Source organism: Dickeya aquatica (assembly GCF_900095885.1).
GTDB lineage: Bacteria > Pseudomonadota > Gammaproteobacteria > Enterobacterales > Enterobacteriaceae > Dickeya > Dickeya aquatica.
The window spans coordinates 4,328,943-4,345,372 of record NZ_LT615367.1 but is presented as its reverse complement, the minus strand read 5'-3'; the positions used below and the strand labels follow the sequence as shown (position 1 = coordinate 4,345,372).

The following is a 16,430-nucleotide window of genomic DNA, read 5'->3' as shown; positions in this document are numbered from 1 at the left end:
TTTAGGGGGTGTCCCACTATCGGGCCGATTTTTTTGCTGTTTCTGCGGCACAATCCCATATTTCACCCACGTAATCCCATTTTTGAAACGAAAAGCATGCTGAAAAAACCGCTTCGGCAATTGCGGATAAAAACAAAATCTGCGTGTTGGCAAAGTGTCGAGAAATGTCAGTTATAGGCGTAATTGGGGCATTAATGGTGCGAACGTCATCGCAAACCGACTTGTTTTGCCTGAATGCTATCTATCACGCCGTGCCAGACAGGATTCGGCGTATCCCGTTGGGAGAGCTGGGTGCGTCTCATCAATTGCGTGACGGGCAGCGGCGGGTGATGGAGAAGCTCTACCGGTTGCGTACGGTGCCGATGCATCCGGCCAGCCATCAGCATATGCTGGAGGAGACGGTCGCCGGGCTGCTGGCAGACTGGCCTTCGCTGCGCGAACAAGGCGGGTTGTTGGTTTATGCAAAAACACAGACGCACAACACGCTGTTTGACCGCCCCTGGCTTGATGAGATGCTCCATCGCCAGCAGCTAACGCAGTGGGAAGCAGTAACATTCAGTTTGAATCACTGTGCATCGGCATTATCGGCGGTGCATCTGGTCAGGCAGTGCGTGGCCTATCGCCAGCGCCCCCTGCTGCTGTTAACCGGTGAGAAAGCGTTCCACCCGGAAATCAACCGCTTTGCGGTCGGGCTTCAGGGGGAATTACCGGTCGCGGCGCTGTTTAACGCGAACATGAGCCCTTATCGGGTGACGTTTACGGCCGTCAGGCATCTGAGCCAGTTTTATCAAAACCCCGGCAAGATGAGCCGGCAGGAAAAAGCACAGCTCAACGGTTGCCTGCTGGATGCGTTATGCCTTTTTGTGGAAGAGGGCGTCAGGGAGAGCGGCCTTAGCATGGATGCAATAGATTATTTCGTTCCCTGCAATTTGAATGTGCCGTTGTTAAATCAGATGGCGTTACGCCTGAATATGGGCGAGCGGTTATTCAGCCAGCAAGTGTCTGATTACGGGCATCTGTATTGTTCGGACGTATTGTTTAACTTTTCTTCATTAATGAAAAAGACCACCGGTAGCGCAAAAAACTATTTCTGTTTTTCAATGGGGATGGGCGTCACGCTCTCCTGCGCACTGATACAGCAAATTGACAGTTAACAGGAGACAGGCATGTCCACGGTATTCACGATTATTCAACAGGCATTACGCGAAGTGATGGAAAACGACACGCTGGAGATTGATGAGAATACGGATTTTGATAACGATCTCGACCTGGACTCCGTGATGTTCGTGCAATTTTTACTTACGCTCGAAGATAAAATTGACGGGCTGTTGTTCGACCCAGATCAAATCAATATGGATGCGTTTACGACGGTCGCCAGCCTGATAGGTTGGCTTGAGGCTAACGTGTTGGAGGTGCGGCATGTCAGCTGAACAGCTCACCCAGGTTTGGCAGGCTTTCAAAGATAACCCCCTGGACGAGGCGCTGGCCTGCCTGCTCCAGCCTGCGCCCGCCGCAGGCTATGTTCATCCGCTCGGTTATCAGATTAAAGCGAGCAACGCGCTCTCGCTGCAAGGCCAGCAACAGCCACTGTTTGACCGCGTGCTCAATCACCTTGGCCTGGAAGTGGTGCAAAGCCACGAGACGCGGGTGCTGCCCGCCTGTTTTCCGGTGCTGGTGTGCGCCGCACGTCTTGGCCTGTTGGCACGGATGCAGGCAATGAGCTGGCAGCATTTGTCCCAGCGCAGCAGTTTTGGCAGTAAAACCACGCGCCACCAGTTGATCAAAGCCAGTTTTGCCGATGTGGCAGGTAAAGCCGCCCTGCTGCTGGAGCAGCAGCATCTGCGTTTACAGCAGGCCGATTGGGCTGGCCTTGAAGATGATCACTACCAGATAACCCAGTTAAACAATGAAGCGGAAAAGATGATGGGAGGGCATGGTTTCCTGCTCGGTAATACCCATAGCCTGTCTTATTTCTCCATGATGCTTTATAGCGTCTATGGCAAAGCAAGTTGTCTGGTGGCGGCCTGAACATCACACAAGGATAGGGAACGATGAGTTTTATCTCTCGCGGAGTATCCCGTGCTGCGCCGGCGGCTAACGGGGATATCCGGCATCTTTTCGCGCTGGCCTGGCCGATGATGATCACTGCCGTGGTGGTGTCATTGTCGCAGAACCTGCAAATTGCCATTTTGGGTAACGGCGCGCAGAGTCAGACGTTGCTCACGCTCTCTTTTTTACAGCCTTTCAACTTTCTGTTTATCGCCATTATGGAGTGTCTGGCGATTACTAATCAGGTATTTAGCGCCCGTTCGCGCCATGACTGGCCGCGCCAGCGTATCCGCCACAGCAGTGTTTTGCTGGCGGTAGTGGGGGTACTGGCGACGCTGCTGGTGGCTGGGGCGTGCTGGTTGCTGGCGACACCGCTTGCGCACTGGATGAATAGCACCGATCTCTCGCTGATGCGCAGCGCGGCTCCAGGCTATCTGGTATCCATGACGCCTTTTCTGGCCCTCGAAGTTGTCAATGCCGCGTTGCGTGGTCAGGGCCGGACGGTGCAGGCCATGAGCCTGATGTGTGGCTATGTGCTGTTCAATGCCGCCGTGTGTTATCTCGGGTTTCATGTCTATCAGTTAGGGTTTGATGCGGTGCTGTTGGCCAACAGCGTGCCCGCGTTACTGCTGCTACCGTGGGCGGTGATAGCGCTGCGCCGGGCGGCGGTTCCTGTACCGGATGATCGCCCCGGTGCGTTTATTCCTCGCCTGATAGCGTTACTGGCGGATGCCGGTATCCCGGTGTTTTTCTCGATGCTGGTGGTATTTTTCAGCTCAATGGCGCTCTTTCCGCTGGTTGCGAAACTGGGTGAAGGCTACCTGCCTGCGTTCTTGATTGTGATTAAGTTGCGCGCGTTCTTTATCATTCCGGCGGTGGCCATCGGTTCAGCGCTTGCCATTTTGTTCAACCAGCGTTTGAAAACGCATGCTGTGTCGTTGCAGGTGCGGTTACTCAATAACGGCGTTGGCGTGATTGCGCTGGTCTATCTGTTACTCACATTGGGGGTGTGCTGGGCTGGCAGCGGCATTTTAGCGGGATTCTCCAATGATGCGACGATCCGCCTGGCCAGTCAGACACTGCTGGTTTTACTGTTGCCGACCTTCTTTCTCACCTCGCTGGTCGCGGCATTGCAAACGCTGCTTGAGCAACTCGGGCGCGGCAGGCGGGTACTGTTATTTACCGTACTGCTGGAGTTATCGATGGTAGCCGTGGCGTTGGTGGCAGCACGTTATTTCGATAATATCCGCCTGATTGCGTTACTGATAGTGTTGTTTAACCTGTTGTACGCTACGGTATTTTTACGTGAATACCGGCTACTGGCTAAAGGGCTGGGAGAGCGGGATGCTGCTGTATAACCTGTGCTACCCGTTGATGTGGCTGGCAACCGTCATTCACTACACTTATTACCGGCTGTTGGTGAAAATAAAGCGTCGCCCGTCGCTGTTACTGAAAGTGAAGATTACGCCGGAAACCCACTATATTCGCCTGTGCCGGGCGCTGCGGCTGGCCGATTTGTGGCTGCTTGAGCGCTGCTCATTGCAACTGGCCGCGCGCTATTTGCTGAGCTTGTTTGAAACCACGCGTTATATCTCCTACAAGCAGATGGACAGAGACTATCTGGCCGGGTTTGAGCAAACCACGCTGCGTTTTCAGCGCAAGAACGTGTGCGTGTTTCACTGGGCACCGGATGTCGGCGAGCCGGTAAAAACCGTGCTGCTGGTTCACGGCTGGGAAGGGCGAGGCATTATGTTTCGCCCGCTCTGCGAGGCACTAAAAGCACAAGGCTACGCTGTGGTGATGCCCGACCTGCTGGCACACGGGTTATCTGACGGGAAGCGGGTATCTAACTATGAACTGGCGGCATTATTGATTGAGCTGGCGCGGCATTATGGCCCGTTTGAGGCGGTAGTCGGCCACTCCAGCGGCGGGCTGGTGTGTAGTCTGGCGCTGGCTCAGGGGCTGGCTGCCAGACGGCTGGTGCTGCTGGCAAGCCCGGATAATTTCGGCCAGATGATTGACCGTTTTCTCGCTGGCGCATCGGTATCGTCGGCGTTGGCCATACCAATGAAAGAACTGTACGCGCGCCGTTTTGGCCTGCATCCCGATAAGGTAGGGGTTGAGCTTTACCGCTCACTCACATGTCCGGTGCTTATCTGCCATGACCGGCGGGATGCGCGCGTTCACCCGGATATGGCACAAGTGATCCATCAGGCGTTTGCCGACAGCGAAATGTTTTATACCGAAGGGCTCGGGCATCTTGGCATTTTGCGCAGTGCCGAGGTACATCAGCGTATTGTAATGTTTCTGGCTCAAGACTACGGAACTGAAGCGGGGCTAAGGCAACTGAATCAAGGCGAGTCAACAGCTGGCTAACCCCGCGCAGTGAGCGCCACTCATCGGGCGTGCGCCATCCTCGGTCAGGCCAGGATGGCGTCGTCAGGCTCAGTTACAGAGATTTTGAATGTTATCCAGCAGGACATGGCGGGAAAACAGATGGCGTTGCTTGCCAAAGATGATATCGAAACTCATGTTGCTCAGGGTGCGCGGGAGTTCGTTTTCTCTTTCCTGAGAGACGGCTTTGCGGTATTTCAGCGGCGGAATATTGTAGGTTTTGGTAAAGCAGCGTGAAAAATGCGGCAGGGATGAAAACCCGCAGGCATAGCAAATATCGGTCAGTGACCAGTTCGGCGAGATGTGAATAATTTCTTTTGCCAGTGTCAGGCGCACCCGCCAAATCCAGCGCATTGGGGTAATGTTGTAGACCTGATTGAACAGGCGGCAAATATCAAACTTGGATTTACCGCTGACGGCTTCCAGGTCTTCCAGTGTGATGTTGTTGCCAATATTGTCGATGATGTAATCAATAATACCAGCCAGGCTGGTGGCTTTGTTATTGGCAGCCAGCGTTTTGCGCAGGTTAGGGTGACGGCGGTACATATCCTGAATCAGGTTATTATTGAATATGTCGTTATCCAGTGTATGGGCGTAAGTCGTTTGCAGGCTCATGGTGTCATCCCCAAAATAGATTCCCCGTGTCTGGTCTGGCTCAGTCAAAAAAGTCCGTACAGCGGCGAAATCGATGGTTAATTATTGTCCCTTGTCAGCTGTGTCGTCTGTCTAATTACCGTGCAACACAGCCTGTCTTTCGCAAATTGCGTGCCAGCTTTTATGGTGTTGTTTTTAAAGATAAATGATTACGAATAACCGTAACTCATCCCATTATTGGGATGGCGGGGTTTCAGATATGGGATTTTCCGTCTCGCAAATGGCAGGCTCGGCGGGGGCGCATTGAGTCAGGGCGGAGGTCTGCGGCGTGTGGCGGTGAAAAAAAACGGGGATTTCTGTGGGGCCGTGGCGGATAAGCGGTATAAATTTTGCCTGTAACCGGTTACTTGCAACTGGCTGGCATGATTTGTGCTGTGATTTTGGTCTCTGCGCTGCATGATAGGGACAGACGACCGGTGAGCTTATCGTCCTGCCAGTATTTTTAATGTCAGTAAGCGATTTTTAAAACCAGAGATAAATGTGGGTATGCAGCGGTCTGTAAAATACCCTCGGCCTCAGGAAGGCTGACTCTATTTATACACTGAGGATTTCCCATGACGGTGCTGGTTCAACTTGATAATGTGCATAAAATTTTTCTTACCGATGAAATCGAAACGCATGCCCTTAGCAAGATAAACCTTTCTATTCACACGGGGGAGTATGTCTCTATCGCGGGGCCATCCGGGTGTGGGAAATCGACGCTGTTGTCGATAATGGGGTTGCTGGATACACCGAATGAGGGGCAGTATCGGCTCAACGGCACGGATGTTGAGCGTATCAGCCGTCGGGAAATGGCCCGGTTGCGTAACCGGGAAATCGGTTTCATTTTCCAGTCGTTTAACCTTATTAGTGACCTGACAATTGCTGAAAATGTTGCCTTGCCGCTCACCTACCGTAATGACTTGTCTCGTGCCGAGCAAAAAGAGCGGGTGATTCAGGCACTGGAGAAGGTCAATATGTCTCATCGGGTCAGGCACTATCCTTCGCAACTGTCTGGCGGCCAGCAACAGCGGGTCGCGGTGGCGCGTGCGATTGTCGGCAGGCCTTCTCTGCTGCTGGCGGATGAGCCGACCGGTAATCTGGATTCTGCCAACGCAGAGGCTGTGATGAATATTCTGGATGAATTACATCAGGATGGGGCGACCATCTGTATTGTGACGCATGATCCGCGTTCGGCAATGCGTGCCCAGCGAACCATTGTGCTATCTGACGGGCAAGTGGTGGCGGATGGCGAAAACGGACAGTTGCGGCAGGCGGTATAACCCATGAATTTTTGGTTTGATATTCGTTACGCCCTGCGTCTGTTGCTGAAAAGCCCGGGATTTAGCGTACTGACCATTACCGTGATGGCCTGTGGGCTTGGCCTGGCGCTGTATATGTATTCAGTGATTAACACCATTATGTATAAAACCCTGCCCTATCCGAAAGGTGAGGGGATGGTGATGGTGACGCCGAAAATGGACAGTGAGGCGTTGAATGATGCAGGAATAAATTTCCTCGATTATCAATATATTCGACAGAAAATGACCGGACTGACGGACGTCAGTTATTTTCATGCCGAATATGTTGATATGAAAGATAGTGAAAAATCGGCCCGTTATATCGCGGTGTACAATACGCCGGAGATGTTCAGTTATACCGGCGTATCTCCCTTCATGGGGCGGGCGTTTTCTTCGCAGGATATGCAGTCTGATGCAGAACATGTCGCGGTAATCAGCTATGTGTTATGGCAGAGCTATTTTAATGGCCGTAGCGATATTCTTAACCAAATTATTAAAATTAATGGCAACAGCACCCGTATTATCGGGGTGATGCCCAAGGGATTCGCTTTCCCGTTTTACCATGATCTTTGGTTACCTTCTCATCTGGAACCCGTGCAATTTTCTGCGAGGGAACAGGCACCTGAGGTTTTTGTCTTCGGCCGTTTGGCAAGAAACGTTAACGCAGAGGTAGCCAATGCTGAACTGGATGGATTGATGCAGGATATCGCGCGTCAATACCCTGTAATTAATAAAGGTATTTCAGCGAAAGTTCTTACTTTTCAGGAGAGTTTTACCGGGGAAGAAACAGCACAGACATTTTTTGTCATGCTGTCTGCGGTTGGATTTATCCTGCTGCTCGCCTGTTTTAATGTCGGTAATTTGTTGCTGGCGCGCTCAAATCAGCGGTCACGAGAAATTGCTATTCGCGTTGCGTTAGGCTCTCCGACATCCCGGCTGGTCATGCAGATGTTATGGGAAAGTCTCATTATAAGCTCCGTTGCCGGTGTCATCGGTGTCTTGCTGGCATCATGGGGGCTTGAGATAACTAACTATATTTTCCCTAAATTCGTGCCGAATAAAGTGCCTGTCTGGTGGCATTTGTCGCTGGATGGCAATGTGATTTTGGATGCCGTGATTCTTATTATCACGACATCACTTATCACCAGTGCGTTACCTGCATGGAAAATTGCCAATGGTAAATTTGCCTATGCCTTGCGTGATGGCGCTAACAGCGATCAGGGTCGCCGCGTGGGGCGTTTTAGCCGCACGCTGGTTATTGTTGAGGTGGCGCTGTCTTGTTCCATTCTTTGTATTAGTGTGCTGCTCTTGCTATTAGTCATGCGTGCTACGCGGGCAGATTATGGCGTACCGATAGACTCTTTTCTGGTGGCAAAGATAACGGTTGATAAAGACAGCTACCCTGATGACCAGAGCCGCCAGCGGTTATATCTGAATTTGATGAATCAGGTCAGCGCTATGCCGGGGGTTCAGGCGGCGGCGCTGACATCCAGCGCACCCGGGCAATTTACCTTGCCACATCAAATCGTGACCGAGGACAGAACGGTCTCCGGGCAGGAAGCTCAGGCTTATTCGCTGGTCAATGATGTGCGGGTGATGCCAGGGAGTCTGGCTGCGATAGGCGTCAAACTGGCAAGCGGGCGAGCGTTTTCCCACACAGATACCGATGATACGTTGCCTGTTGCGGTCGTTAGCGAGTCTTTTGCTAATAAATACTGGCCACATGAAAAAAATGTCATTGGTAAACGGCTACGCTTTCGTGATGGTGACGATTATCGCTGGTTTACCGTAGTCGGCGTGGTTTCTCACGTCATTCATGGTCGCCCTTTTAGTGAGTTTAAAACCCGACCAACGGTGTATCGTTCATTGCTGCAACTGCGTCAAACCAATCAACCGCTGACTGTTATGCTTAAAGCGTCACAGCCGTTACGGTTTTCATCATCGCTGGCGGAAACCTTAAACCAGGTTAAGCCGATGATAGACCACTCTCAGCCGCAAACCTTGATTGACCAGCTTACTCGCAACACGGTTGGCGTTCAGTTTGTCACCAATCTCTTTCTGCTCTTTGGTGCAGCAGCAATGGTGCTGGCTGCCAGTGGTATTTATGGCGTAACACAGCATGCCATTAATCAGCGTACTCAGGAGATAGGCATTCGTCAGGCATTGGGGGCGACGCCCGCTCGTTTGCTGCGCATGTTAATGTTTTCCGGGCTAAGGCAACTGTTCGCGGGTTTGGCGCTCGGGCTACCATTGGCGATTTTTGCTGCACCTAAAATTAACCGGGTGTATGGCGATGGCGGAGGCAATTTCGTCTTGCTGTTTGTCGGTGTCGCACTCTTCATCGTGGTTATCGTCGCGCTGGCCACCTGGATCCCTTCACGCCGTGTCATCATGATGAAGCCGGGTGATGCGATCCGTTACGAATAATCTGACGTGAAGGTGTTCTGCTGGTAGCGCCAGTGCGTGCGCTCATGGCAGGATACCGTCAGACGTTCCAGTTTCCCGCTGCCGTGCCGTTAACTGTTACCACGAATCGATTATGCTATAAGAAGCCTGTGGCTGATGTGTTCAGCTCAGGCATGCCTTGGCATAACAGTCAGTATGAATCAGCGCAATTAAGGACCCACATGACGGATAAGCAGCATATCCTCATTGTCGATGATGACGCACACATTCTGGCCAGCCTACAGATGTTGCTGTCCATGGAAGGGTATCAGGTGACGCTCTCTTCTTCAGTTGATCAGGTTCCTGTTCAGTTATCCCAGCATGATTTTGATTTGATTCTGATGGATATGAATTACCAGCGTGATACCACGTCGGGTCAGGAGGGGTTACTGCTGCTGGAGGACATTAAACGCTACGACGAATACCTGCCGGTGGTGGCGATGACTGGCTGGGGAAGCGTTGATATTGCCGTCAGCGCAATGCGGGCCGGCGCAGTGGATTTTATTCAGAAACCCTGGGACAACGAGCGGTTACTGAATGTGATTCGTCAGCAAATCTCGTTTAGCCGTAGCCAGCGTTCTGGCAAACGGCTAAAAGAGGAAAATACGCTGCTTAAGCTGGAGCTGGAAGATACCTTCAACGGTGAGTGGGTGGTGGAATCCGCACCGATGAAACAGTTGATGCGTATTGTCGAGCAGGTTGCCGCCACGGAAACCAATATTCTTATTCTTGGTGAGAATGGTACGGGAAAAAGCCTGCTGGCACGTATCATTCATCAGTTCTCGCCGCGCCGTGAGGAGAGCATGGTGTCGGTGAATATGGGGTGTATCAACGAGAATTTGTTTGAAAGTGAGATGTTTGGTCATGTCAAAGGCGCATTTACCGATGCGCGGGAAAGCCGGGTTGGGCGCTTTGAGCTGGCTGATAAGGGAACGTTATTTCTTGATGAAATTGGCAATCTGCCACTGAGCCAGCAAAGTAAGCTACTGCGGATTTTAGAAGAACGCAGCTTTGAGCGTGTCGGGTCATCACGTACGCTGAAAACCCACTGCCGTATTATTGCCGCCACCAATGCCGAATTGTCGGCCAGAGTGGCAGAAGGGGCTTTTCGGCAAGATTTGTACTACCGGCTTAATACCATCGAATTGCGGGTACCCTCACTGGCGGAGCGGCGAGAGGATATTCTGCCGCTGGCGTTGAACTTCATTGACCGGTATGCCAAAAAATACAATAAACCGGCACCGGTGCTCAGTGCGTCGGGGCAGTCTGCTTTGTATGGCTATCACTGGCCGGGAAATATTCGTGAACTCAGCCACCTGCTGGAGAGAGCGGTGCTGCTGTGTGGCTCCGCGCGCTTAAACAGTGATGACATCTTTCCCTCGCTGCCGACGGCATCACCCAAAGTGGCGACGACGGAACTGGCGCTGTCGGCTGATGCAACGCTTGCTGATATTGAAGAGCGACTATTGTGCCAGCGTATGGCGAAGTTTGATGGTAATGCTATCAAAGCCGCCCATTCGCTGGGACTGAGCCGCAGCGCGTTTTACCGACGACTGGAAAAATACAAGATTAACCATGAGTAAACTCGACTCCTCTTTTGAGCCACCTCACCTGTTGTCATTCAATGTTGCGGCGATCGCGGGTTTGCTGGGGTATTTATTGCTCTGGTTATTTCCCGATCAGTCGGTATACCTGAAGCTACTGACGGTATTTATTATTTTTCTGTGCCTTATCTACAGTAGCTTTACGTTTTCCGAGCGGCTCAACGCGAAAATTCACGTCGTTTCTAACCTGTTGGAAGCGCTGGAGCAGGAGAACTTCAGCCTGCGCGGTGTGACGAAAGGCAAAGGGGCGTTTGATAACCTGATCCGCCAAATTAACCAGCTTTCCGGTGCGATGGCGCGCAGTCGCCAGCAGCAGAAAGAAACTTATTATGTGCTGCACAAGGTGATTTCCAACATCAATATCAGTGTGTTCGCGCTGGACGCACAGCGGCATATCATCTGGTGTAACGAGGCAGCGGCGGCACTGGTGAATAAACCGCTGTCGCTGCTGGTCGGGCAACCGGCGGCGGAATTTGGCCTGGAGGGGTTGTTGCAGCAAGCATCCGGTGCCGAGCCGGTTGACTGGCGTTTTCCCGGTACGCGCGGCATGTTCCAGATTCGTCACGACTCATTTATCGAAGACGGGCGGCAAAATCACCTGCTGTTTATCAGCGATGTCAGCAAGTTGTTACGCAACGAGGAGCAGAAAACCTGGCAAAACCTGTTGCGGGTGATTAGCCACGAAATCAATAACTCGCTCACACCCATCGCTTCGCTCAGTCAGACCTTATTGCATGTGTTCCGTAAGGATAACCAGCATCCGGCGGCGGCAGATTTGATTAACGGCATGGAAATTATCAATAACCGCGCCCGTGAACTGATTACGTTTGTCGGCAGTTATCGCCAGTTAAACCGGCTGCCGCCTGCGAACAAGCAACCTTGCGATATTACCGGGCTGATTATGCAAATGGCTTCGCTGTTCCCGCAGCGCCAGTTGGTTTTTTATGGTGAGTCGCCGCTGGTAGTGCCGCTTGATGCCAATCAGATGCAGCAAATGTTGATTAATTTGCTCAAGAATGCCGATGAAGCCATGGAGCCCGGCGGCGGTGAGATCCTGTTACGCTGGAAGGTGATGGCTCGCCAACTGCATCTTGAAATTATCGATCAAGGCAAAGGGGTGGCAAATATTGAGAACCTGTTTGTGCCGTTTTATACCACCAAAACGCACGGCAGTGGTATTGGCCTTATTCTGTGTCGCCAGATTGTTGAAGGGCATGACGGGCACCTGACGCTGGAGAACCGTAAAGATGCCGAAGGGTGCGTCGTTAATATCTTCTTGCCACTGGGATGAGCTGACGGCACGCAGATGGCGCGATGTGCACTGCATCGTTATCTCTGAATTACAGCTTTCGCAGCCGCAGATGGCTCAGCGTGCGCGGGCCGCGTTACAACGGCCTGAAGGCGCACCGCTGACCTTGCGTGAACTGGCGCATGGGCTGTTGTTGTGGCTGCTGGCTCCCTTATGCCAACAGCCGCCCCAGTCGCTGATTATTTCCCGCGATGATTACGGAAAGCCATTTTTACCCCACTACCCGGATATTCGGTTTAACCTGTCGCATACCCAGGGGGCACTGGCGTTTGCTTTTGCTGAGGGCTGTCCGGTTGGGGTGGATGTTGAGCGTTGTCAGGGACAGGTTGAACGTAAGCGAGCCATTGCCCAACGCTTTTTTCACCCGGATGAGTGGCGCTGGCTGGCGACGCTGGATGACAGCGCATTTTTGCCTGCGTTTATTCAACTCTGGAGCCACAAAGAGGCCTATCTCAAAGCGTTGGGGATGGGGTTGCGTAAACCTCTCGCCTCGTTTAGCTGCCTGAGTGACCATCAGGGTGAGTTAGGTGTGTGGGAACAGGGAGAACGGGTTGAGAGTGTGCTGGCCAGTCGGTGGGTTCATCCCTGGGGGATAGGTGAGTCGTTTGATGCGGTGTTGCCTAACCCGTCAGTGGCGGGTGGAAACATGCCAGAGCCATCCGTGCCTGTGGCCCTGACGTGCTGCCTGCTCGGGCAGAACAGGCCGTCACCGGCACGATGGCACATCGTGATGGTACAGGACGCCACCGGTGCCAGTTAGCAGCCTGAGCGCTCTATCAGGCTGGCAATGCTGCTGCTGGTCTGAACACGCGTTTGTGGCCCGACGCGCACGCGGGCTCCGGTGGTGAGCGTACCGCTGAGTTGTTCGACCTGACACAGCCGGGCGTCCACTCCCATGGCGATGTTGACCACGGCGCTCTGTGCCGAGAAGGCGGTTTCGTCGGTATTAAAAGACGCCCCCATAGCCAGCGACAGATCAAGTTGCTGCGTTTTACCCGCCACATGAATGGCTGTGCCCATACTGCCATTGACGGTAAATTTTTCTGGCGAGACGGCACAGGCAGGGACGGTGACTTTGACGCCTGCTTGCGCTATCAGGGTATTGATGGGGGCATCCACCGTGATGGTGACATCGGCGCTGTGACTACGCAGGATGCTGTCATCACTGGACTGATTTTCAATCACCAGGCTTTGTCCCTGGGGGCGGATGACCAGCTTTTCCAGTACATCCTGTCTGGCGCTGGCCTCCACGCGGTTTCCCTTGCCGCAAACCAGAGTGACGCTTAAGCCTCGGCTGACATCCAGTGTCGTAAAGGAGGGCAAATCCACATTTTGCTGATTCGTTGGTGAACAGGCGACCGTCAATGGCAGCAGCACCAGCGCGGAACAAAGCAACGCTCTCATTCCTCTACTCCTTTTTCCTTTATCCCTGTCATGTCAGCCTGACATCCGGTGTCAGGAGGAACCAGCGGCCAGTCGGGTCCTTGCCTGGCCGAATCCATCTGAGGGGTCTTCCGTGGTTTCAGATGGGTGGTTCAGTTACGTCCCTGTCGCTTTGCAGGCAGCCCGCGAAAGCCTTCCCTGATTGCTATTATGCACAGCGTAATTATCCATTGTTGTCTGAAATTGAGCATTGCTCTGGTAAATAACATTTAACAAATATTTTTAGAGAGAACGGCGGTCAACCGGCGGCCCGTTATCGCTTATCCGACAACTGCCGATCCAGGCTCCCAGCCCGACAGAGAGCATCACATGAGGTTGACCTTTGCGGATGGCTGGCAGAGCCGCCGGGAGTAACAGCAGTGGATCAACGGTATAGCAGTGGCCGATATCTGGCATCAGGCCCAGCGAAATATTTTCCAGCGGATGCTGATGCCGCCGGGAATAGTTGAGCCAGCTTAACCGGTTAACATTATGAGGGAGCAGATGGATCTGGTGGCGCGCGATGTCGGTGTGTGGTGCTAATGCTCCCCACAGTGCGGTATTAACCATGTCATCATGTGCCTGATAAAACGCTTTGAGTGCCTGAGTATCACCATAGAGCCCTTCATGGAATTCCATTCTTTGATCCATGAAGACCGGCCCCAACTGCAATCCATCGGTATGTTCCTCAAGCAGTAATGCGGCAAATGCATCACCGGCCAGCGAGCACCCTGGAACATAGCGCTCTTGCACGGGATAGGCTGCGAACGTGTCACCCGCGATGATGGCCACCCTCGCGGCCTTTTGCTGTGCCAGTAAGCGTTGTGCCAGCGCCAGTGCCCAAAACAGCGTGGCACAATTTTGTTGGTCCAGCTCGTAGCACGGCGCGAGTGAATCGACAAAAGGATGAGTGCGTCCAAGCTGCGTCAGCCAGTCGGATGAGGTGGCGTACTGCACGGGCATACCGTGCGCGTAGATAAGGGCATCAACCGGTTGTTGCGGCCGGGGCGAGTGTTGCTGTAACTGCGTTAGCAGCCGGGAGAATACCGCCGTCAGCGTCAGGTTAGCATCAAGTACGGCAACCTGCTGAAAACCAAACAATTGCGAGAAAATCCGTGCTTCAGAGGCACTGGCTCCGGCGGCACCAATGATCTCCTGAGCAGACAAACGCGGTTCCGGCACCCAGGTGACGACATGAGTCAGGCGCATTTATGCTAGCCCCCGCAGCGCCAGTGCGCTCAGGTGTTGCTGGTGTTGGACCAGTAACAAATAGTCCTGACCGGGTTGATAATGCTCTGCCAGCGCCACGAACGGGGCGGCACAAACCAGCCGTGGATTGGTGGCGATGGGGGTGATTGAGGCGGGCAGACCGGCCAGTAACAGAGGCTCGGCAATCACGCACAACCGGTGTGTGCGTAGCGAAAAATGGTGTGATAGCCGCTGCACGGCGGGCGTCAGGGATGCGGTGTCGGGCTGTGCCTGACGGCAGAACCCTTGATAACGTAAAGGCTGTTCATGCCCGCTGACAGAGAACAGGCAGGCGTTACTTTGTGGGTCGAGTGATGTCATCAGCGCAGAGCGATACAACAGGTGGCGTTGATCGGCGATTAACAGCAAGGCGTCGTGATCGTCGTCTTGCTGGCAGTTTGCGATGCTGGAAAAGGCAAACAGCGCTGCATCCGGCCCGCGATCGCTTATCGTCAGGGCCAGACACGCGGGAAGCTTGAGCGACTCAATCACATAGTTCACCACTGAACTGCCAAGGTGCACGTCCGGTGTCCAGTGTGCCATTAAAACACTGTCGATATGGGCGGTGTCATTACCGGCCTGATACTCCGGCAGGAGATTCCCTATCATATTGATAAAAGAGGTTAAATTGCTAACGACCTTGGCATATTGCTGTGGGTTGACCAACTGTTCCTGCCAGCGCAGCCCGTTGCTGGCAAACAGTCTGGTGGTGTAATCATGCCAGTAATACTCCTGCGCTGGCGTCACCTCATGGTGGGGCAGCACATCGGGCAGCGGAAAATGGCGATGCAGAATTAACCGCGGGTCAAGATACGTGGGCACAGACGCCTCCCCTGGCGGTGTAGCAGCGAAAGCTGTTCATCAGGTGGATATGGGCAGTACCTTCCATGTACTCAAACGCCATCGCATCACGGCAGCGGCGGCGCAGTGCGGCATCCTCAAGCCAGGCCTGTTCACTTAACATATGCGGCATACGGTGCGCCAGCGTTTCAACAAATAGCGTGCAGCGGCGCTTTAACTGGCTGGTGGTGTGATATTGCGACTGACCGGCTTGGTAACGCATTGCAATGTTATCCAGCTGTTGGCGCAGCAGATGATAGGTGCGCCATTGCTGAGCGCGCCAGCGCTGGTCATCGCTATTGAGTGCACTGTTATCCAGCACGCGCAGCAGGCCGTAAGCGGTGCCCAACGCCATGGCACCGACCATCGGGCGATGGCGCTCAAACACCTGCCCCAGCGCATTCAAACCCTGATTAAGCCCTTTACGTTCGTAACCCAAAATCTGCTCTGGCATCACCGGTAGATCATTGATGGCGATTTCCGTGAGATTGGAGCCTTGTAAACCAAACTGCTCCAGCGGGGTGATGGTCATCCGATCGGCGGCCTGCTGTGGCTCGACCATCACCAGACGCTGTATGTTGCCTTCGCGTGCAAACACCAGACCCACCGAGGCCAGTTGCGCGCCGCCGATGAATTTTTTATGCGCATTCAGCCGATACCCGGTTTCTGTTCGTGTCAGTGAGGAGATGATGGCCTGGGTATCTGAGCCAAACTCCGGTTCGGTGACGGCGAAAAAGGCCCAGTTGGGGGGCTGATTAAAGCGCGAGAAAAAGAACGCCTGCTGCTCCGGTGTACCGAGTGTGGTCACTGCCCGTGCCGACAGCGATGCGCCTGGCAACATCATCAGGCCGCTGGCGTCAAAACGGCTTAAATATTCCAGCATACTGATGTGGTCACTGTAGTGACAGGCCAGATAGTCCCATCCTTTAAATGGAATAAACTGTGGCGGAATACCGATATAGGCAATGGTGTAAAGCAACTCATCTTCCAGGCAGGACAATGCCCGGGCACGGTCTGATTCCGCTTCACTGGCCGCGCGCCGCAGTTTTTCGCCCAGCGCGTCTAATTCCTTTAATACATTACTGAACGTAAGAGCTTTCATGTGTAGTCCTGCCTGTCAGATAAAGGGGCGTCATACCACGGTGCTGACGATCTATTTTATTTAATATCTCTATGATTAATAAT

General features: G+C 53.2%; 15 protein-coding genes. 10 read left to right on the top strand and 5 right to left on the bottom strand.

Annotated elements, in window-relative coordinates:
• The first annotated feature begins 164 nt into the window (after positions 1–164).
• The 5 genes from DAQ1742_RS19695 to DAQ1742_RS19675 are packed head-to-tail and all read left to right on the top strand — an operon-like array spanning position 165 to position 4,425.
• The gene (locus tag DAQ1742_RS19695) at positions 165–1,154 is read left to right on the top strand and encodes a 3-oxoacyl-[acyl-carrier-protein] synthase III C-terminal domain-containing protein (RefSeq protein ID WP_180706194.1); all 990 of its coding nucleotides are present in this window, start codon (positions 165–167) and stop codon (positions 1,152–1,154) included.
• 12 nt (positions 1,155–1,166) lie between these two features.
• A complete protein-coding gene (locus DAQ1742_RS19690) occupies positions 1,167–1,430 on the top strand; it encodes an acyl carrier protein (protein ID WP_035339008.1) in 264 nt (87 codons plus the stop codon).
• Positions 1,420–2,028, top strand: coding sequence for a VfmB protein (locus DAQ1742_RS19685; RefSeq protein WP_035339010.1), 609 nt, complete (start codon positions 1,420–1,422; stop codon positions 2,026–2,028). Before DAQ1742_RS19690 ends, DAQ1742_RS19685 begins: the two co-directional genes overlap by 11 nt.
• Positions 2,029–2,051: 23 nt before the next feature.
• Positions 2,052–3,407, top strand: coding sequence for an MATE family efflux transporter (locus tag DAQ1742_RS19680; protein WP_035339012.1), 1,356 nt, complete (start codon positions 2,052–2,054; stop codon positions 3,405–3,407).
• Entirely contained in the window at positions 3,394–4,425 is a 1,032-nt protein-coding gene (locus tag DAQ1742_RS19675) for an alpha/beta fold hydrolase (protein WP_035339014.1), read from the top strand. Before DAQ1742_RS19680 ends, DAQ1742_RS19675 begins: the two co-directional genes overlap by 14 nt.
• Before the next feature lie 69 nt (positions 4,426–4,494).
• On the opposite strand, the gene vfmE is transcribed toward DAQ1742_RS19675, so the two are convergent.
• A complete protein-coding gene (gene vfmE, locus DAQ1742_RS19670; protein ID WP_035339016.1) occupies positions 4,495–5,058 on the bottom strand; it encodes an AraC family transcriptional regulator VfmE in 564 nt (187 codons plus the stop codon).
• Between the two features lie 593 nt (positions 5,059–5,651).
• Between vfmE and DAQ1742_RS19665 the strand changes: the two genes are divergently transcribed.
• From DAQ1742_RS19665 to DAQ1742_RS19645, 5 genes are all read left to right on the top strand, one after another.
• A complete protein-coding gene (locus DAQ1742_RS19665; protein WP_035339018.1) occupies positions 5,652–6,359 on the top strand; it encodes an ABC transporter ATP-binding protein in 708 nt (235 codons plus the stop codon).
• Positions 6,360–6,362: 3 nt separating this feature from the next.
• Positions 6,363–8,804 carry an ADOP family duplicated permease gene (locus DAQ1742_RS19660; RefSeq protein WP_035339020.1) on the top strand — a complete coding sequence of 814 codons (2,442 nt, stop codon included), beginning with the start codon at positions 6,363–6,365 and terminating at the stop codon, positions 8,802–8,804.
• Positions 8,805–9,004: 200 nt separating this feature from the next.
• A complete protein-coding gene (locus tag DAQ1742_RS19655) occupies positions 9,005–10,405 on the top strand; it encodes a sigma-54-dependent transcriptional regulator (RefSeq protein ID WP_035339022.1) in 1,401 nt (466 codons plus the stop codon).
• On the top strand, positions 10,398–11,717 hold the full coding sequence (locus DAQ1742_RS19650; RefSeq protein ID WP_035339023.1) for a sensor histidine kinase: 1,320 nt from the start codon (positions 10,398–10,400) through the stop codon (positions 11,715–11,717). Before DAQ1742_RS19655 ends, DAQ1742_RS19650 begins: the two co-directional genes overlap by 8 nt.
• Positions 11,674–12,495 (top strand): 4'-phosphopantetheinyl transferase family protein, encoded by an 822-nt coding sequence (locus DAQ1742_RS19645; RefSeq protein WP_035339025.1) that lies wholly within the window; start codon positions 11,674–11,676, stop codon positions 12,493–12,495. The genes DAQ1742_RS19650 and DAQ1742_RS19645 overlap by 44 nt, the downstream gene beginning before the upstream one ends.
• Here DAQ1742_RS19645 and DAQ1742_RS19640 read toward each other — a convergent pair.
• From DAQ1742_RS19640 to DAQ1742_RS19625, 4 genes are all read right to left on the bottom strand, one after another.
• Complete coding sequence (locus DAQ1742_RS19640) at positions 12,492–13,139, bottom strand: GIN domain-containing protein (protein ID WP_035339026.1); 648 nt, start codon at positions 13,137–13,139, stop codon at positions 12,492–12,494. The genes DAQ1742_RS19645 and DAQ1742_RS19640 overlap by 4 nt on opposite strands.
• Before the next feature lie 261 nt (positions 13,140–13,400).
• On the bottom strand, positions 13,401–14,366 hold the full coding sequence (locus DAQ1742_RS19635) for a 3-oxoacyl-ACP synthase (RefSeq protein WP_035339027.1): 966 nt from the start codon (positions 14,364–14,366) through the stop codon (positions 13,401–13,403).
• On the bottom strand, positions 14,367–15,227 hold the full coding sequence (locus DAQ1742_RS19630) for a hypothetical protein (protein ID WP_035339028.1): 861 nt from the start codon (positions 15,225–15,227) through the stop codon (positions 14,367–14,369).
• Positions 15,211–16,347 carry an acyl-CoA dehydrogenase family protein gene (locus tag DAQ1742_RS19625; RefSeq protein WP_035339029.1) on the bottom strand — a complete coding sequence of 379 codons (1,137 nt, stop codon included), beginning with the start codon at positions 16,345–16,347 and terminating at the stop codon, positions 15,211–15,213. Before DAQ1742_RS19625 ends, DAQ1742_RS19630 begins: the two co-directional genes overlap by 17 nt.
• Positions 16,348–16,430: the final 83 nt, after the last annotated feature.